Annotated in this window: 17 protein-coding genes; 6 read left to right on the top strand and 11 right to left on the bottom strand. The window is 46.4% G+C overall.

The window, feature by feature from the left end; translation table 11 throughout:
* Positions 1-192: 192 nt before the first annotated feature.
* The 3 genes from QUA25_RS03250 to QUA25_RS03260 form a co-directional block, all read right to left on the bottom strand.
* Entirely contained in the window at positions 193-1,197 is a 1,005-nt protein-coding gene (locus QUA25_RS03250; protein ID WP_333035536.1) for a 2-oxoglutarate and iron-dependent oxygenase domain-containing protein, read from the bottom strand.
* 36 nt (positions 1,198-1,233) lie between these two features.
* Positions 1,234-1,626, bottom strand: a complete 393-nt coding sequence (locus QUA25_RS03255) for a carboxymuconolactone decarboxylase family protein (RefSeq protein WP_333035538.1) — start codon at positions 1,624-1,626, stop codon at positions 1,234-1,236.
* Positions 1,627-1,710: 84 nt separating this feature from the next.
* On the bottom strand, positions 1,711-2,313 hold the full coding sequence (locus QUA25_RS03260; RefSeq protein WP_333035540.1) for a carbonic anhydrase: 603 nt from the start codon (positions 2,311-2,313) through the stop codon (positions 1,711-1,713).
* Between the two features lie 275 nt (positions 2,314-2,588).
* Between QUA25_RS03260 and QUA25_RS29400 the strand changes: the two genes are divergently transcribed.
* The 6 genes from QUA25_RS29400 (at position 2,589) to QUA25_RS03295 (ending at position 8,963) form a co-directional block, all read left to right on the top strand.
* Entirely contained in the window at positions 2,589-4,901 is a 2,313-nt protein-coding gene (locus tag QUA25_RS29400) for an FAD/NAD(P)-binding protein (RefSeq protein ID WP_445242197.1), read from the top strand.
* Between the two features lie 494 nt (positions 4,902-5,395).
* Complete coding sequence (locus tag QUA25_RS03275; protein ID WP_333035542.1) at positions 5,396-6,373, top strand: sulfurtransferase; 978 nt, start codon at positions 5,396-5,398, stop codon at positions 6,371-6,373.
* Positions 6,374-6,414: 41 nt separating this feature from the next.
* On the top strand, positions 6,415-6,555 hold the full coding sequence (locus tag QUA25_RS03280) for a hypothetical protein (protein ID WP_333035543.1): 141 nt from the start codon (positions 6,415-6,417) through the stop codon (positions 6,553-6,555).
* A 5-nt stretch (positions 6,556-6,560) separates the two neighbouring features.
* On the top strand, positions 6,561-7,769 hold the full coding sequence (locus QUA25_RS03285; protein ID WP_333035545.1) for a YeeE/YedE family protein: 1,209 nt from the start codon (positions 6,561-6,563) through the stop codon (positions 7,767-7,769).
* Positions 7,770-7,793: 24 nt separating this feature from the next.
* The gene (locus QUA25_RS03290) at positions 7,794-8,543 is read left to right on the top strand and encodes a sulfite exporter TauE/SafE family protein (RefSeq protein WP_333035546.1); all 750 of its coding nucleotides are present in this window, start codon (positions 7,794-7,796) and stop codon (positions 8,541-8,543) included.
* Between the two features lie 147 nt (positions 8,544-8,690).
* On the top strand, positions 8,691-8,963 hold the full coding sequence (locus tag QUA25_RS03295) for an acyl-CoA dehydrogenase family protein (RefSeq protein ID WP_333035549.1): 273 nt from the start codon (positions 8,691-8,693) through the stop codon (positions 8,961-8,963).
* A 103-nt stretch (positions 8,964-9,066) separates the two neighbouring features.
* On the opposite strand, the gene ssuC is transcribed toward QUA25_RS03295, so the two are convergent.
* From ssuC to QUA25_RS03335, 8 genes are all read right to left on the bottom strand, one after another.
* Positions 9,067-9,852, bottom strand: coding sequence for an aliphatic sulfonate ABC transporter permease SsuC (gene ssuC / locus QUA25_RS03300; RefSeq protein ID WP_333035550.1), 786 nt, complete (start codon positions 9,850-9,852; stop codon positions 9,067-9,069).
* Complete coding sequence (gene ssuD / locus QUA25_RS03305) at positions 9,849-11,030, bottom strand: FMNH2-dependent alkanesulfonate monooxygenase (protein WP_333035552.1); 1,182 nt, start codon at positions 11,028-11,030, stop codon at positions 9,849-9,851. Before ssuD ends, ssuC begins: the two co-directional genes overlap by 4 nt.
* Positions 11,031-11,052: 22 nt before the next feature.
* The gene (locus QUA25_RS03310) at positions 11,053-12,135 is read right to left on the bottom strand and encodes a sulfonate ABC transporter substrate-binding protein (protein WP_333035554.1); all 1,083 of its coding nucleotides are present in this window, start codon (positions 12,133-12,135) and stop codon (positions 11,053-11,055) included.
* A gap of 340 nt (positions 12,136-12,475) precedes the next feature.
* Positions 12,476-13,684, bottom strand: coding sequence for an acyl-CoA dehydrogenase family protein (locus QUA25_RS03315; protein WP_333035556.1), 1,209 nt, complete (start codon positions 13,682-13,684; stop codon positions 12,476-12,478).
* Positions 13,685-13,747: 63 nt separating this feature from the next.
* Positions 13,748-14,569, bottom strand: coding sequence for a class I SAM-dependent methyltransferase (locus tag QUA25_RS03320; RefSeq protein ID WP_333035557.1), 822 nt, complete (start codon positions 14,567-14,569; stop codon positions 13,748-13,750).
* Between the two features lie 275 nt (positions 14,570-14,844).
* Positions 14,845-15,597: an ABC transporter ATP-binding protein gene (locus QUA25_RS03325; RefSeq protein ID WP_333035559.1), complete on the bottom strand. Its 753-nt coding sequence runs from the start codon at positions 15,595-15,597 to the stop codon at positions 14,845-14,847.
* 52 nt (positions 15,598-15,649) lie between these two features.
* Positions 15,650-16,477, bottom strand: a complete 828-nt coding sequence (locus QUA25_RS03330) for an ABC transporter permease (protein ID WP_333035561.1) — start codon at positions 16,475-16,477, stop codon at positions 15,650-15,652.
* A 164-nt stretch (positions 16,478-16,641) separates the two neighbouring features.
* Positions 16,642-17,691 (bottom strand): aliphatic sulfonate ABC transporter substrate-binding protein, encoded by a 1,050-nt coding sequence (locus QUA25_RS03335; protein WP_333035564.1) that lies wholly within the window; start codon positions 17,689-17,691, stop codon positions 16,642-16,644.
* Positions 17,692-17,762: the final 71 nt, after the last annotated feature.

Here is a 17,762-nt window from a genome sequence, read left to right on the forward strand (position 1 = left end):
AGGGCAAAAAGCGATCGCTGACTACCAAGGATAAGAACTTGCTTCTTATCCTTTCATCTGGCAGGGATTTAAGCCCCAGTTGACATGAGAGTTATAATGTCGGCAGTGGAGAACCTTTTTTCTTTGAGCTACCTCCGAAAATCCCCTTGACAACTGGCTTTGAGCCTTAACTTGTCACCAATGGGTGACTGTTTACAAAACTTGCTGGCGCAATTGGGGAAAAACCTTTGCAACTTTGTTCAGGACATAATCGCCGTAAGTGCCGCGAAACTCGTGAACGCTGGATTTATCCCAACGTTCGTTCTTGTTGTCATCGACGATCGCTCCCTTGATTTCGATCGGGTGGAGTTCAGCATTGAAATTGGGATCGAAGAAGAAGGGAAATGAGAGGCGAGATCGTCCTGACACATTCTTGACTCGATGAGGAGTAGACCGATAAAGTCCACCTGTGAGGCGATCGAGCATATCGCCAATGTTACAAACAAATGAGTTGGCGATCGGGGGAGCATCAATCCAGCCTGATTTTGTCTTCACTTGCAACCCACCTAAATCATCCTGCTTGAGAATCGTGAGCAAACCATAATCGGTATGCTCTCCCACTCCCCAGGATTGCCCTTGCAGATTGCTTTGTGGTGGATAGTTGAAGATGCGAAATAAAATCAGGGGATCAGTCGTATAGCGATCGCGGAAGTAAGATGCTTCTAAGTTCAAACTCAGGGCAATTCCAGCCATTACTGCGTGACCCAGTTGAGTCATGACTGCTAGATACTCCAGCACTGTGGAGCGAAACTGGGGAATCTCTGGAAACAGATTTGCTCCAAACATGGGAACACCTGCTTGAACAGCCGGATGGGTTTGATTCAATTCCGATCCGAAATAAATTCCTTCTTTCAAATCTTGTTTACCATTCGTCAGTTCACCTCCAACCGGAAAGTAGCCGCGCCATGCCCGACCTCCCAGCGCCATCCGAATTTGCATTTTAGTTTCTAAATCTAGAGCAAAAAACTGACGGCTCAGTTGCTCCAAACGGTTTTGCAAACCTTGGTCTACACCATGCTCGACAATGTAAAAAAAGCCTGTGTCGCGGCAAGCTTGTCGGATTTGGTTTCCAACAATATCTAGGCGATTATCCGATACCAACGAACTGATATCGATAACGGGAATTTGAGAAACATCTACTGTTAATTCAGTTGCCATAGAGATGGATGAAAAGTCGTTAAGATTGAACGCTTTTTATAATTTGAATTGTTCATCTACCGGAATTTGATAGCCATTTGCCAGTCGATTGGTAGCGTTTGCGGTTGCCACGATCGCCATCAGTTCCCCAAATATGGCATCATTCATTCCCTTGGCTCGCGCTCCGGCTGTATGAGATGAAATGCAGTACGGGCAACCATTTGTAACGCTGACAGCAATGTAGATTAACTCGCGGGTGAGGGGATCGAGTTCTCCCGGACCCGTCATCACTTCCTTCACATTCTGCCAGGTTCGTTGCAGGGTAGGCGGATGGTTGGCGATCGCTTTCCAAAAGTTGTTGATGTACTCGGTTTTGCGTGTCGCGCGAATGTCGTCATACACTGCGCGTACTTCATCATTTGCGTCTTCGTATTCAATCAAATGGCTCATATTTGCAATAATGGTGATATCGTAAAAAGCACTAATTCATAGTTGAGAAAACCGCAAAGCATTCTGCATTTTTGCGATCGTCCATTACGATGACGCGATCGCTGGAAGTGTTGCTCGACCGACTTCAGTTGCGCTGGGAACTTCAATCAATTGCCCTGTTTTCACATCGTAGATAAAACCATAAATCGGAATGGTTGGTGGCACAAGGGGATGGTTGCGAATTCGTTTGACATCCACAAACACGCTTTCTGCCAAATCTTTGAACGTTAACCAATCGACAAATTCACCTTCTATCGAACCCGAACGCTGCCCTACATCTCGCCAACCGTTTTCGTCGATTACAGCGGTTTCCAGGCTGTTTGTCAATAGTTCTCGGATGATGCTGTCGGTAAAGAGTTGCATTCCACAATCCGTATGGTGAATGACGAACCATTCACGAGTTCCCAATAGCTTGTAAGAGATTACGAGCGATCGAATTGCGTCATCGCTTGCCCGTCCTCCAGCATTACGAATGACATGGGCATCCCCTTCTGCCAGCCCAGCATATTTTGCTGGATCGAGGCGAGCGTCCATGCAGGTCAGAATGGCAAAACGACGACCCGGAGGTAGGGGCAAATTGCCTTTCTTGCCAAAGGTCGCAGCATATTCCTGGTTAGCAGATAGCACTTCTTGCAGAACTTGACTCATGGTTTAATTTTCCTAAATTGTTGAGCTATGATTGCAGGTAATGATAAAAATACTGTATCTCGATAAGTAAACGGTATTTTAGCAAATCTTACCGTTATTGAAATGTTCCAGAGATACCTTTTGGATTTTGAGGACAGCGATCGCAGGACACAACCAGATTCTGGAAGCGATCGCCAAAATACCAACGATCTGGGGTTTAGATCGGTTAATGACTGTAACAACTGCAAATACTGATCGGCCGAACTCTTATATTTGATACTGATATGGTTCCGACAATGCTGATATCTGATACTCCCACAACGATCGCGATCGTTGGCGCTGGCTTTAGTGGTTCTCTGGTAGCGGTTCACCTGTTGAAAACAGCCCAGCGCCCCTTGTTAATCAAGCTGATCGAGCGCGATCGCGACATTGGCAAGGGAGTTGCCTACAGCACCACCACCAACAGCCATTTACTCAATGTCTCCTCCGGCAAGATGAGCGCCTTTCCCGACGATCCCGGTCATCTGCTACGTTGGCTGCACTATAACCGCAACGAGTTAGCGACATTCCTGCCTAGCGACCTAAATGCCAGCAGTTTCATTCCCCGGCCGATATATGGGCTTTATATTCAATCGATTCTGGAAGAAGCAGAGGCTACCGCATCAAGTAATGTGCGACTAGAACGGGTAATTGATGAAGTAGTCGCAGTGGAACCCAACGGCAAAGGCGCGATCGTCTCCCTGAAAAGCAGCAGCGTTTTCGTGGCAGATAAAATTGTGCTGGCACTGGGAAATGCCCCTGCCTCCCCTCCCGGTTCGCAATCTTCAGAGGACGATCGCACCCTTTATCTGCGCCATGCCTGGTCAGCCGATGCGTTGGCGGATCTAGAGCCTGATGCGCCTGTGCTCCTGATTGGCACTGGACTGACGATGGTAGATATGGTAGTGTCACTGCGCGATCGCCACCATCAAGGCAAAATTTATGCTGTGTCTCGCCGAGGCTTATTTCCGCTAACTCATCAATCGACCAAACCCTACCACGCCTTTTTAACCCCAGACACCGCCCCTAAAACAGTTCGGGGCTTGCTGCAACGGATTCGGAGTGAGGTGAAAACGGCGGCAAACCAGGGCTACGACTGGCGATCGGTAATTGATGCGTTGCGTCCCATCACTCAACAACTCTGGCAACAACTACCCCGGATCGAGCAGCGACGGTTTTTGCGCCATGTTACGCCTTATTGGGATGTGCATCGCCATCGGATTGCCCCTGAAATGGGTGAGATTGTCCAGACGATGCTGGATTCAGGGCAACTAACCATTACCGCAGGACGAATTCAGGACTGTCAAGCGGCATCGGAGGCTGTTGCAGTCAACGTTTGCCAGCGCCAAACGAAAACGAATCTGATTTTTCAGGTCAGCCGCGCGGTGAATTGTACGGGGATACAGACAGATTATCAGCGATCGCCCCAATCTCTGATTGCCAATTTGCGCGTCCAAGGATTAATCCGCCCCAACGACCTCGGCTTGGGATTGGATAGTGCCGCTGATGGTACTGTGTTGGATGCTCGGGGCAAGCGTTCCAGCTTGTTTTACACCTTGGGCACGCCGCGCAAAGGCAATTTATGGGAAACGATCGCCGTTCCAGAACTGCGCGAACAGGCACAGGCATTAGCGGCAACAGTATTACAGTCGCTTCCTGTGCGAGTGCGCCCAATTCCGTCTTTCTCTGTCTCCACTTCCCTCTCTCGTCGCTCGATCGAACAAGATTGTGGCGATCCTCGACCCGTAATTCCCGAGTCAACGCTGTTGTTTCGCCAATTCTTTGACCCGGAATCGAGCACCTACACCTATCTGATAGCAGACAGTCAGACGAAAGAGGCGGTGCTAGTGGATACCGTCTTAGAGCAAGTTGACCGCGATTTACAGGTTTTAGATGACCTGGGATTGAGTCTGGGCTACTGTTTGGAAACCCACATTCATGCCGACCATATCACTGGCGCGGGCAAACTGAGACAGCAAAAAGGCTGCCGGGTGTTAGTGCCAAAAAATGCCACTGCTAGGTCTGCCGATCGCTCCCTGAGCGATCGCGAAACCTTAGTCTTGGGGGGGGTACGGATTGAAGCGATCGCCACACCAGGTCACACCCACAGCCATCTGGCTTATTTAATCAATAACACCCATCTGTTAACGGGGGATGCCTTACTAATTCGGGGTTGTGGACGTACAGACTTGCAATCGGGGGATGCGGGAACTCTTTACGATGCGGTGACACAACGGTTGTTTACCCTCCCAGACGAGACTCTGGTTTATCCGGCCCATGATTACAAAGGGCGCACTGTTTCCACAATTGGGGAAGAAAAACGCCTCAATCCTCGATTTAGCGATCGCAGTCGCGAGCAATTTATCACGATCATGAGCCATCTGGGTTTGAGCTATCCCAAGAAGATGAACGAAGCTGTACCCGCCAATGAATACTGTGGCGATTTCATCCCTGAAGCGAGTCTAAATAATGGCACGAGTGCGGCGATCGATGGCGATCGCGAAAAAGTGGAACTGACGCTATCAACCAATACTGAAATCTATGAAGATTACTTTGCCATGTACATTTAGAAGGGGCTAGGGGCTAGGGAAAGAGAGGGGGAGAGGGGGAGAGGGGGAGCGGGGGAGCAGGGGAGAAATTTTTTCCATTAGCAATTAGCCGCCATTAGCAATTAGCCATTAGGACTTACGCATGGAGTCCCAGAAACCGGGTTTTTGAGAGAATCTGTGCGTTCGGGCGAAGTATTTTCGTCAAAAAACCCGGTTTCTTTGGTTGGGTGCGTAAGTCCTGTACTTATTTGCTGGATTTCTATGACAAACGCTTGATTGAAAACGTAAGCTATGTCATACTTCTAAAAATTAAGTACAAAATCTCTATCGGTTTAGTGTTGTTTGTTGATTGTGTACCACCTTCCCTCTGGCTCTAAGCCACATTTTAAGTTTTTTAGGACTTATAGCAACCGTCAAGGTGGCTAGGAGATTCTAAATTACTAAAACCCTTAATCCTATTCCCTTCTTCCCTTCTTCCCCTAGTCCCTAGCCCCTTCTTCAGGAGATTTATAGTTATGAATTTGAAATTTTTTCGGAGAATCTGGAAAAGATCCCTCAAGCCTTCTGTTTTGGTAATAGCAGCGATCGCAACCTTGCTGGGAGTTTCACTCTTCTCGATTTCACCGCTGACTGCAACCCCCAGTGCCAAAATTCAATTTGTTTCTCCCAATTGGGTAACAGCCAACGCAAAAGATCCAAATTTGCGAATTTTGGATGTGCGAAATGCGCCTCTGGAGTATATTGGAGGCCATGTTCCGAACGCAGTACACATTGCAGATACTGCATTTCGTGGCCCCGACGGATTTTTGCCCGTGCAGTATTGGGATACCCAGAAATTAGCTTCGATATTTTCTCGATCGGGTGTTAGCAGTAACAGTCGCGTTCTCGTTTATTCCGATGCACGAGATATTTTGGGAGCGACAATGGTTGCCTATTTACTAGAGCGATCGGGAGTAAAAGATATTGCAGTTTTAGATGGGGGATATACAGGATACAAAGCCTCTGGGCAACCTGTTGTTAAGGAATATCCCAAATACAAGTTTACACAGTTTGCGGTTCAAGATAATCCCTCAATTCGCGTTAACCTTCAACAGGTTGGAGAATTAATTGGTAAACCAGGTGTTGTTTTTATCGATCCTAGACCCGGTGATTTATTCCGAGGTGAGAAAGATATCTGGGTACGCAATGGGCACATTCCTGGTGCGAAAAATATTCCCTGGCCTGCGTTTACGGAAGCCGAGAACTCTCAGGAGGCTCTCAAAAACCCTCATCAGTTGAAGTCACTGGATGAGATTCGCAAAATCCTGGCGGACAAGAAGATTAAGCCTTCAGATGATGTGATTGTGTCATGCAGCACTGGGCGTGAAGCAACATTACAGTATGTGGTGCTAAAACATCTTTTGGGATATCCTAAAGTTCGGATATACGACGGTTCTTGGACTGAGTACAGTACGTCTAATTTGCCAGTTGAAACTGGGCCGGAAAAAGTTTAGTTATTTGGTGCTAAGCTGTTCAACATTTAAAGGTGTAATGTATGAAAGTTTGGATTTCATCACTTGTTGTTTTTGCTACTCTGGCAGTAATATTTGGGTTGGATTTTGTACCGCTAAGTCAACCCGCTTTAGGCAGTTGCGATCCGCCACCGGAACAACCGAAAAACCCACCTAAAAAGTAGTAAAAATGAGTTCATCAGTTTCTGGTGAGCCGTTATGGGCTCCTTTTCGTCCCGATCGCTTGATAATTGCGATCGCCTTAGCACTTTTTACTGTTGGGGCAATTACACTCAATCGTTATGGTTGGCAGCAAAGCCTATTGTTCTTGATTGGTGGGTTGCTGGGGCTAACACTTTACCATTCTAGCTTTGGCTTTGCCAGTGCCTACCGCAAGTTACTTGTGCATAGAGACGCGCGGGGAGCGATCGCACAAATTATCATGCTGGCGATCGCTACCGTTCTGTTTGCGCCGACTCTGGCAGCCGGAACGGTATTTGGGCAGCAAGTGCGGGGTGCTGTTTCTCCTGTAGGCGTTCAAGGGGCGATCGGTGCCTTCCTGTTTGGGATTGGGATGCAGCTTGGGGGGGCCTGCGGCTGTGGTACTTTGTATACCCTTGGTTCTGGCAGTCTCACTCTGCTGGTGACGCTGGTGACATTTTGCATTGGGGCATTTGGAGCTAGCTTAACCCGACAGTTGTGGGTGAATTTGCCTGCTTTGCCGGCGATTTCTTTGGCGGATAATCTTGGCTGGTTTTGGGCAGTGGTTTTGCAACTGACAATTTTCGCTGCTTTGTTTGTTGCCCTCCAGCGCATTTTCCCTTCTGCAAAAGCTTTTTCTTCTCCTGGCCTAACTTCTTCCCCTCCGCTTTTCCCCTCCTCGCTAACTCAGCTAATTTACGGCCCTTGGTCGCTACTCACAGGTGCGATCGCGCTGTCACTCCTCAACTGGCTGACGCTGATCGTGTCTGGCCAACCCTGGCGGATTACCTGGGGCTTTGCGCTGTGGGCGGCTGAGATTGCATCGTTTTTGGGGTGGGACTCTACCAGCAGCCCATTTTGGAAGACTGCCAACGCTCAGGCTGCTCTCACAAATGGCGTGTTTGCAGATGCCAGTTCGGTGATGAATGGTGGGATCGTTCTAGGATCGCTGCTGGCTGCAGGGTTAGCAGGGCGATGGGTTCCAACTTTTGGGCCTTCCAAACAGATTCTAGCGGCGGCGATATTAGGTGGCTTACTGATGGGCTACAGTGCATTTCTTGCCTACGGTTGCAATGTGAGTGGGTTCTTTGGGGCGATCGCGTCTACCAGTTTGCACGGCTGGCTGTGGATTGTGGCTGCACTCCTGGGAACTGCGATCGGGGTGCGGTTACGACCTTTGTTTCGGCTACCCAATTAGCGTAAGGGAACTTATAGAACCTATATGGTTTCCCTTCAACTACTGATCCTGATTACAGTTTTTTTAGCGACCAGCACGATCAGCGTCATTACAGGCAGCACCTCCTTAATTACGGTGCCTGTAATGTTGCAGATGGGCATTGCACCGCGCACGGCTTTAGCCACTAATATGCTGGCACTCACGTTTATGAGTATTGGTGCAACGTTACCGTTTCTGAAGCAACAGACGATTAATCTAAGACGCTTGCCTCTCTTGATTGGGCTGACTCTGATTGGCTCAATTCTAGGAGCAGGATTAGTCCTGGTAATACCGTCAAAGTCCTTACCGCAGATTGTTTCGGCTGCCATGATTGCGGTTGCTGTTTTCTCGATCGCGAATCATCGAGGTGGCGTTCTTCCGGCAGCCGATCGCCCATCACGGGCAGCCCAATTACTCGGTTATGTGGCAACGTTTGGGCTGGGTATCTATGGTGGTTTTTTCAGTGGCGGGTACGTCACCTTGCTAACGGCTGCCTATGTGGCGCTCTTTCGGATGACTTTTGTGGAAGCGATCGCTACAACCAAGCTGGTGAATATCTTTTCCTCGCTCGTGGCAACGGGGGTTTTCACAGCGGCTGGCATCGTTGATTATCGATTGGGCATCATCTTAGGTATTGCCATGTTTATTGGGGGCATCATCGGCTCACAGGTGGCTCTCAAACTTAGCAATCGCTGGTTACGTCGGATTTTTTTGGCGACTGTTGTAATCCTCGCCGTCAAAACCATGATGGGATAGAAAATTCCTAGTCTTCGCTCTCACGGTCGTGAGTTTCATAGACCTGTTGGCCATGTTGGCTAAAAAGCTCAAAATCCGACTCACAGGCAGTGAGCCCCTCCAAAGCCGTGGAGTAGCCAGGACGTGCAATAGGAGAAAACATTCAGCATGGATCGTGTATTAGGACTGGAGATCATTGAAGTTGTCGAGCAGGCAGCGATCGCAACAGCAAAGGTTGCTGCCACAAAAACAGGTTTAGATGTGACAAGTCGCATTTTTGAAGTGATGGGGGCGCGTGCTACCACCAGCAAATATGGTTTCGATCGCTACTGGCGTAATCTGAGAACGTTTACGCTACATGATTCTCTTGATTATAAAATTCACGATCTGGGTAACTGGGTATTCAACGATCATCTCCCCAATCCCAGCTTTTATACGTAAAAAACACTAACTGAGCAGATCGTGAAGGACAGCATTTCTAGAGAAACTAAGAAAGAAAAAGGGGACACTCTCATTTTTCTTTCTTATTCCTGCTTTTTTATAGCTAAGCGGGCTGATAATTGGGATGCCAAGCCAGCCATTTCTTTTCTAACTTTCTGGCGATCGCATCTGCAAACTTACCCAACAAAGCATACATAATAATGCTCAACACCACAACATCAGTTTGCAAGAACTCGCGAGCATTCATTGCCATGTAACCAATACCAGAATCGGCAGCAATTGTTTCTGCGACAATCAGCGTCAGCCACATAATCCCCAAAGAATATCGCACGCCTACCAAAATTGAAGGCAAAGCCCCAGGCAGAATAACTTGCCACAAAAGAGATGTAGGACTCAAACCATAGACTTTTCCCATTTCAATCAATCCGGCATCGACGCTGCGGATGCCATGAAATGTATTGATATACATTGGGAAAAACACACCCAAAGCCACCAAAAATAACCGAGCTACATCGCCAATTCCAAACCATAAAATTACTAGGGGAATTAAGGCGAGGTGGGGAACATTACGAACCATTTGTACAGAAGTATCTAGCAGCTTTTCTGCGATTGGAGAAAGACCGTTGAGGAAACCAAGAGTTAAACCAATTCCTCCGCCGATGATGAAACCAACGACGGCACGCCAAGCACTAATTCCGATATGGTGAAACAGTTCCCCGGTAATTGCCAATCTAACTCCTGCACTTAAAACACCTGTTGGTGCGGGTAAAACTCTTGTCGAAAGCCAACCCACCTGCACTAAAAGTTGCCAGCTAACAATCAGCACAATCGGTACAATCCAGGGAATCACCTGCTGAAAATAGGGGTTTTTGAGCCATTTTTTGTTCATGATGCGCTCGTAGGAATAACTTGTTTTTGTTGGAGAAACTTATCGTTGGCAACAATTTCGCCAAAAGGACTAAACATTTGCGGTTGATTTGCAGGTGGTTGGTTCTTCAACGGCAAGCGGGGGAATAGCAATTCAGCGACTCGATACGCTTCTTCTAAGTGGGGATAACCGGAAAAAATGAAAGTTTCAATTCCCAATTCGCAATATTCCAACATTCGTGCAACAACGGTATCGGGATCTCCCACTAAGGCAGTACCGGCACCGCCTCTTACTAACCCAATTCCAGCCCACAAATTGGGGCTAATTTCTAGAGCTTCGCGGTTGCCTGCGTGCAGTTCTGTCATCCGCTTTTGCCCTTCAGAGTCCATTCTGGCATAAGCTTTTTGGGCGGCTGCGATCGCATCTTCATCAACATATTTAATCAACCGATTTGCGTCCTCCCAAGCTTCGCTTTCAGTTTCGCGCACAATGACATGAAGGCGAATCCCAAACCGCACAGTTCTACCCTGTTCTGCTGCTAATTTTTTCACAGCTTCAATTTTTTTTGCCACTTGTTGTGGCGGTTCTCCCCAAGTCAGATAGACATCAATATGCTTAGCCGCAATTTGTTGTGCTATGGGCGATGAACCGCCAAACCACAAAGGAGGATGGGGAGTTTGTACAGGTGGGAAGAGAACTTTACCGCCGTTAATTTGGAGATATTCACCGCTAAAATCGACTTCTTTATCTCGCACGTCATTGGAGTTACTACCTTCAAGCATCGCTCTCCAAACTGTCAAGAATTCATCCGTTAATTCATAACGAGCATCGTGACTGAGATGCACTCCATCTCCTGCTAATTCTACCGGATCGCCGCCTGTCACCACATTAATCAATAAGCGTCCGTTAGATAACCGATCAAACGTTGCTGCCATCCGTGCTGCTACCCCAGGAGACATTAATCCCGGACGAATCGCAACTAAAAAACGCATTTTTTCCGTTACAGACATTAGAGATGAAGCTACTACCCATGCGTCTTCGCATGAGCGTCCAGTCGGCAGCAGAGCACCCGTAAATCCTAAATGGTCAACGGCTTGGGCGATTTGCTTTAAGTAGGAAAAACTGCAAGCTCTCCCTCCAATTCCTGAAGCTAAATAATGTCCGTCTCCGTGAGTTGGTATAAACCAAAATAATTCCATTTTCCTGAGTCTCCATCACTATTTATTGTTTAGTTACCTGAGCCACTTCACTAATTTTTACCTGTTTGGGAAGCAGCTTCAAATCCACGAAAGTATCAGCAACTTTTTGCTGATAAGTAACGACTTCATCCGTAATTTGCTGCACACCGTAAGGCCGTCTCCGTGAGATTTCCTCTAAAGTTGGAACATCAATACCAAGCTCAGGAGAGAGCAGTTTTGCCACTTCAGTTGGTTGAGCTGCTGCCCATTCATCTACTTTTTGAAGTTCCTCTAAAATTGCCTTAATTCGGTCGGGATATTGCTCGTTAAAAGGTTGAGCAGCTAGATAGAATTCCCGATTAGCTACAAGCCCTTCTCCATCCTTAAGAACGCGAGCTCCTGTAGCTCGTTTCGCTACGGTAAAAAACGGGTCCCAAATTGCCCAAGCATCAGCACTACCTTGTTCAAAAACTGCGCGCGCATCTGCTGGGGGCAGATAAATAGGCTGAATGTCGCTATATTTTAATCCGGCTGCTTTTAATGCTTCTACCACGAGGTATTGCACATTTGAACCTTTGTTAAATACAACTTTTTTGCCTTTCAACCCAGCCACATCTTGAATAGGAGAATCTTTCGGTACTAAGATAGCTTCACCTTTAGGATTAGGAGGCTCATTAGCAACATATACCAATGGTGCGCCAGCAGCTTGTGCGAAAATAGGCGGCGCTTCTCCTGTATGGCCAAAGTCAATACTGCCTGCATTCAAAGCTTCCAGTAATTGAGGGCCAGCGGGAAATTGAAGCCACTGTACAGAAGTGCTTTGGGAAGCCAAACGTTTCTCTAAACTTCCCCGTGATTTAAGGATACTTAGGGTTCCATATTTTTGATAGCCGATCCTAATTACATTGCTCTGTTGTGAGTTAGAACTAGCCACCGATGTGGCAGCAGAAGTCGGGGCAGTAGTTGTATTTGTTTGCTGAGTAGGACTACAGGCAGAAACGGTTAAACTCAAACTGAAGCCAACTGCAAAAAGCCAAGCAAAGGTCTTGATTGAACTAGGTTTGAGTTTGCTCCCAAAATGCCTCAATTTAGCTAAAAATGGGTTTTCTCTTAATCGGGTTAACACTGTTCCTTCCTAAGCTTCAAGTATTGAAAACAAAAAAACGCAATAACCATGTAAAAGCTGAACTAATCATTATTGATGAGTAAGCTACAATAAGCCGACCGATAAACCGTAGTTTACACTAACAAGCTCCTATTATTCCACAAAGGACTTCAAAAATGCAAGCAGATTGTGTAAATTGTTGCTTGTCTGACTTATCTAGTTACTTGAATGATTAATATTCAGTGGTAATGTATAAGTTGCACGCGCAGAAGAAAAAGTAGCATCTAGCTCTGCTGCTATCTGCATAAAAAGCTGAGATACCGCCGAGTGAAGATAAAACATCCTTCAAAAAGGATGTTTTTTACGTATAAAAGCTGGGATTGGGGAGCAGATCGTTGAGTACCCAGTTACCCAGATCGTGAATTTTATAGTCAACAGAATCATGTAGCGTAAAGGTTCTGAGATTACGCCAGTAGCGATCGAAACCATATTTACTTGTGGTAGCACGCGCCCCCATCACTTCAAAAATGCGAGTTGTCACATCTAAACTTATTTTTGTGGCAGCAACCTTTGCCGTGGCGATCGCGATCGCGCATTTTCCACGTTCTTCTATTGTTAAATCTATGCCCTTTTCCCAAGCTGCTTGCACAATGGCCGCGGCTCGATCGGTCAAACTGCTAACCGCTTGCAGATCGACCCACATTTCTCCGTAGTGTTTCAGAATGTAGGGATCTTGCGTCACACTAGGAGCATTGGAAGTCAACCAGGGTCGTCCTTCGGTGCAAGTATAGTCTTTGGCTGCAGCAAATGCTCCTTCCGCAATACCCAGATAAATATGGGCAAGATTTATTTGCGTCAAGCAAGCTCGTAAAGTACGGAAAGGAATATCAGCACGGGTGCGATCGCCAAACACTTCCGAGTCATAAACGCGCACTTGGTCAAAGCTAATACTACCGCTATCGGTTTGACGTTGCCCCATATTATCCCAATCGTCATGAATTTGTATTCCCTCTCTTTGAGTGGGAATTACAATAATAGTGAGTTCGGAGGTATCTTGACGAACTGCAGTGATGGGTAAGATATCAGAATCTTTAGAGCCAGAGCAAAAGCTTTTTGTACCGTTTAGTAAAAAGCCTGTACCATCAGGAGTTAAAGTCGCACGGCGATCGAGGGGATTGAGAGCATTGCACCAAAACCAATTGTTTGTCACCGTATCTTTGTAGAAGTGCGCTTTGCGCTCCTCCGTGCCAAAAAGATGCGGGATAACAACCCCTAAATGGTGATAGGAGTAAACATGGGCTAGAGAACTATCAGTCTTTGCCAACTCGCGGGAAATTTGGAGTGCAGTAATCCACGTTTCGCCAATACCGCCATATTCTTTAGGGATAATCAAACCGAGCAAACCGCTAGAACGAAGGCGATCGCGTTCATACTTTGGCGTACCGCCAACACGATCTCGTTCGATGGCAGTAGCAGCAAATTCTTGAGCAAGCGATCTCGCGATCGCTACATAATCTTGCTTGCTGTCTTGTTGTGTTGTGCTTTTCGAGTCTACAAGGGATATGTTCATATTGATGATACAAAATTGAGGGAAGTAATGAGGTACAAATGATTTAGGATTCCTATAGGTTGGTCAGTCCTTAAAACCCAAGTAAACAGAAATAGGTACATCTTCAACAAACTGACCTGAAGGTTCTGCACTGAGAATTGCTGCTTTAACTTCAGCCTCAAATACGGAAGTATCGCCATTAAAGTAATCGCGACGGCAGTAAGCGGTGGAGTAGAGATAACCAATAAAATTATCTATCGTCCAGTGTTTTTGAAAGTCAATCTTATGGCGCTTAATCCGAACGAATGGCGATCGATCCAAAACTTCTAAATCCGACTTGTAGAGCAAAGGAACGCTGCTCGATCCCACACGCCGCTCTTCTCCTAGCCACCGTTTGATCGTAGCTAGCACATTTTGTGCCCAAACAGAGTCATTTGACCAAATATCTTTTTCAGTTTGAATAATCGCTATCCCCTTATTAGCGTTACTGGTGCGTTCGAGCAAATCGTAGCTACGCTGTAGCACCAATTCTTGATCCATCCAATGAAAAGCACGACCAATGGTGACAAGGGAAAATGTACCCATTGCCGGGGAAATATTTTCTGCTAAATCTCTTACCCAAGTGATATTTGAAGCATGAGCCAGTTTAGCTTCTTGCTTGGCAACTTCGAGCATTTCTGTATCGGGATCGATACCCAAAACAGATTGAAATCGATCGTGTAAGGCGATCGCTACCAAGCCAATCCCACAGCCGAGATCGAGAAGCTTGCCTTGCCCGTCTAATTGAAATTCCTGTGAGATTAAATCGTAAAGAGCATTTGGGTAGCGCGGTCGATATTGCAGGTAATAAGAAATGGCTCCTTGAAAGAGGGTTGGATCGTAGCTTGGGAGTATTTTAGTAGTCATGATTGAAGTCAATTTTGGCTGAGTTAGGATTTAGGTTTTGAGATAAGCTGTTGGACATTTGAAAAACGATTGTCTGGTGCGTCATATCAATTCCGGTTGTATGGGAATGATTAAACCGCAGAGGGCACAGAGGACACAGAGAAAGAGAAGAGAGAGAGAATAATTTCGATGTCAACGGATTAGATATCAGCCCTTGGGTTTCGCTCAGGGCGAGAGATCGGAGTGGCGTTTCCCTTGCCTATATTTAGATGTTGATTGCGATCTCAGCCTGGGATTTAAACCTCTAAGGGAACCGTTTGCGTATTGGATAAATCCAAGGTACTCAATAATTTTTCTTTCCAATATTGCAAATCGCGATCGGTACGCCTGCGGGGACGGGGAAGATCGATATCTAGCTCAAGATGGATGCGTCCAGGGTTGCCACGCATAACGATCGCGCGATCGCTTAAAATCAGTGCTTCTTCAACATCATGGGTCACAAGAATCATGGTCTGGCGATCCGATTGCCAAATTTCTAACAGACGATCCTGTAGCTGCATTCTAGTAAAGGAATCGAGAGCACTAAAGGGTTCGTCTAGCAACAAAATAGAAGGATTAGTGACGAGGGCACGGGCGATCGCCACCCGTTGAGCCATTCCTCCTGATAGTTGGCGCGGCAGCAAACGAGCAAAATCTTGTAATCCAACCTTAACTAGAGCATCACTTGCCCGTGCCCTGCGTTCATCCTTCGGTAAATGATGCAAACCAAACTGCACATTTTCCCAGACGGTTAACCAAGGCATCAGCCGAGGTTCTTGAAATATTACACCAATTTCTGGATGAGCTTTGCTAATGCGAATATCGTCAATTTGCACATCTCCATAAGTTGGCATATCTAATCCAGCAACGATCCGTAAAAGTGTACTTTTGCCACAACCACTCGTACCAATTAAACTAACAATTTCGCTACGATTAACAGTTAAATTAATAGACTCCAATCCTACAAAACCATTTTTAAATCGCTTATGCAGTCCTTCGATGATTAGCATATATGTTTCCTCCTTGGCGCTTTGAATGAATGCTTAAAACTAATGCTTTGAACTAATGCTTGGAAGCGTGAACATCCTGCCAATGGAGTAGCCTATGCGATGCAAGGCCAATAATTGAGTCAGTCACTTTTCCGAAAATCGCAAACAAGAGAATGCTGGCGAGGGTGATGGCGGGTCGTCCAGTCGCTTGCCCGTCGATTAATAAGAAGCCTAAACCCTGACTGGCTCCCATCAATTCAGCCGCCACGACAAACATCCAGCCCAAACCCAAGCCACTTCGCAAACCGACTATGTAGGCCGGCAATGTCGCGGGTAAGAACACGCGACTGATAAGCTGCCAATCATTAAGTCTATAGATTTTGCCAACCTCAACCAATTTGCGATCGACATTGTGAATGCCGCTCATCAGATTTAAGTAAACGGGGAAGAAGACTCCAACGGCAATCAGAGCAATTTTGGAAGGCTCATTAATTCCCATCCAGAGGATAAATAGTGGCACCCATGCCAGCGAAGGAATGTTACGAAGTGATTGCAAAAGCGGGTCTAGTAAATCGTGAATTAGGGAAGAATAGCCTGTTAATCCTCCTAGAAGAGTGGCAAAAAATGTACCAATTAGGAAGCCAACAAAGACTCGATAGAGGGTAATGCCGATGTGCTGCCATAGTTCCCCTGCTGCACCGAGTTGCCAAACTGTTATAAGAATAGTTGAGGGAGCAGGTAACAAGTTAGGAGCAACCAAGCCAAACCTAGACAGGCTTTCCCACAATATTAAGAGAAAGACTGGCAAGAGCAAGCCTTTTGCTCTGCCCAGACGGCTGAGGAATTGCCAAATATTACCTGTTTGTGCGCTTGGCATTGCGATCGCAAGTCTTTGTTCCATAACTTAGTGTTGGCTGTTCTGCATAGATAGCTTTGGCTCGGAATTGAAATTTAAAAATGCAAAATTAAAAATGATGAATTTATTTTTAATTTTTCAATTTTTCAATTTTAAATTTCTGATATGCGTTGGTGAGTTGGTGTATATCCACAGCAGATTTTTTTTACTTATGACTTGGCAACCTTTGCCAGATACTGCGGATCTATTAAATTGTTAACTACTGTAATGACATCAACGGAATCCTCGATCACGCCACTTTTTTTCAAGACATCCCCAGCAGCACTAATAACGGCTTTTTGTTCGTCACCAATCGATGAGTTTGATATATCGGTTCGCTCCTCTAATTGTTTAGTTGCTACCGCTTCTGTCAGCTTCGATGCTTTAATCACCACTTGCTTTAGTTCACTAGGATTTGCGATCGCCCATTTCCGTGCCTTCTCATAGGCGGTTAGCACTTGACTAACTTGTTCAGGATATTGTTTGGCAAATGCCTCGCGGACATTCAAAAAGCCTTGACTAATTAGTTTGGGATTGCGGAAGAAGAGTTTCGAGCCTTTTTCTACTTCTGTCTGTGCCATAAATGGATCGAGACCAGCCCAGGCATCGACATCGCCTTTCTCAAGGGCAGCTTTACCGTCAGCGTGCGGCAAAGGCACAATTTCTACATCTTTGGTAGTCAAACCGACTTGATCCAAGGCACGCAACAAGAAAATAAACGGATCTGTTCCGCGCGTTGCTGCAACTTTCTTGCCTTTTAGATCGGCGACTTTTTGAATCGAAGAATTCGCCGTAGTTACTAATGCTGTCCATTCGGGCTTCGAGTAAACGTAAATAGACTTGATGGGATTGCCATTGGCTTTGGCAATCAGTGCGGAAGCACCTGAAGTCGAGCCAAAGTCTATGCTGCTGCCATTGAGAAACTCTAATGCCTTGTTACTACCTTGACTGAGCACCCATTCCACTTTGATATTGGTTTTGGCTAAGTCTTCCTCCAGCCAGCCTTTCTCTTTCAACACAAGACTGACAGGATTGTAGTAGGCATAATCTAAACGTACTACCGTAGGAACTGCCGTAGGAGATGAGCCTGCCGATGCTGCTGTAGTGCCAGTTCCAGGAGAGGCAGAATTAGTACAGGCATTGACTAATACCGCTAGAAACAGCCCGGAAATAAAAAATAGCAGCAACCTACGTCTGGCAATGGCAAACCACTTGCTCATGATTCGTCTCCTCAATTCCTTGCTAAATGTCTGGTTTAATTAGGACTTACGCATTTCATACTATAAATCGA

It is taken from the genome of Microcoleus sp. Pol17C6 (assembly GCF_036701145.1).
Taxonomy (GTDB): domain Bacteria; phylum Cyanobacteriota; class Cyanobacteriia; order Cyanobacteriales; family Microcoleaceae; genus Microcoleus.

Coding starts and splice junctions, on each gene's coding strand:
- QUA25_RS03315 (WP_333035556.1), bottom strand. CDS start 13,684: ATGAACATATCCCTTGTAGACTCGAAAAGCACAACACAACAAGACAGC.
- QUA25_RS03280 (WP_333035543.1), top strand. CDS start 6,415: ATGAAAGTTTGGATTTCATCACTTGTTGTTTTTGCTACTCTGGCAGTA.
- QUA25_RS29400 (WP_445242197.1), top strand. CDS start 2,589: ATGCTGATATCTGATACTCCCACAACGATCGCGATCGTTGGCGCTGGC.
- QUA25_RS03335 (WP_333035564.1), bottom strand. CDS start 17,691: ATGAGCAAGTGGTTTGCCATTGCCAGACGTAGGTTGCTGCTATTTTTT.
- QUA25_RS03260 (WP_333035540.1), bottom strand. CDS start 2,313: ATGAGTCAAGTTCTGCAAGAAGTGCTATCTGCTAACCAGGAATATGCT.
- QUA25_RS03275 (WP_333035542.1), top strand. CDS start 5,396: ATGAATTTGAAATTTTTTCGGAGAATCTGGAAAAGATCCCTCAAGCCT.
- QUA25_RS03285 (WP_333035545.1), top strand. CDS start 6,561: ATGAGTTCATCAGTTTCTGGTGAGCCGTTATGGGCTCCTTTTCGTCCC.
- QUA25_RS03330 (WP_333035561.1), bottom strand. CDS start 16,477: ATGGAACAAAGACTTGCGATCGCAATGCCAAGCGCACAAACAGGTAAT.
- QUA25_RS03325 (WP_333035559.1), bottom strand. CDS start 15,597: ATGCTAATCATCGAAGGACTGCATAAGCGATTTAAAAATGGTTTTGTA.
- QUA25_RS03295 (WP_333035549.1), top strand. CDS start 8,691: ATGGATCGTGTATTAGGACTGGAGATCATTGAAGTTGTCGAGCAGGCA.
- QUA25_RS03290 (WP_333035546.1), top strand. CDS start 7,794: ATGGTTTCCCTTCAACTACTGATCCTGATTACAGTTTTTTTAGCGACC.
- QUA25_RS03255 (WP_333035538.1), bottom strand. CDS start 1,626: ATGAGCCATTTGATTGAATACGAAGACGCAAATGATGAAGTACGCGCA.
- QUA25_RS03320 (WP_333035557.1), bottom strand. CDS start 14,569: ATGACTACTAAAATACTCCCAAGCTACGATCCAACCCTCTTTCAAGGA.
- ssuD (WP_333035552.1), bottom strand. CDS start 11,030: ATGGAATTATTTTGGTTTATACCAACTCACGGAGACGGACATTATTTA.
- QUA25_RS03250 (WP_333035536.1), bottom strand. CDS start 1,197: ATGGCAACTGAATTAACAGTAGATGTTTCTCAAATTCCCGTTATCGAT.
- ssuC (WP_333035550.1), bottom strand. CDS start 9,852: ATGAACAAAAAATGGCTCAAAAACCCCTATTTTCAGCAGGTGATTCCC.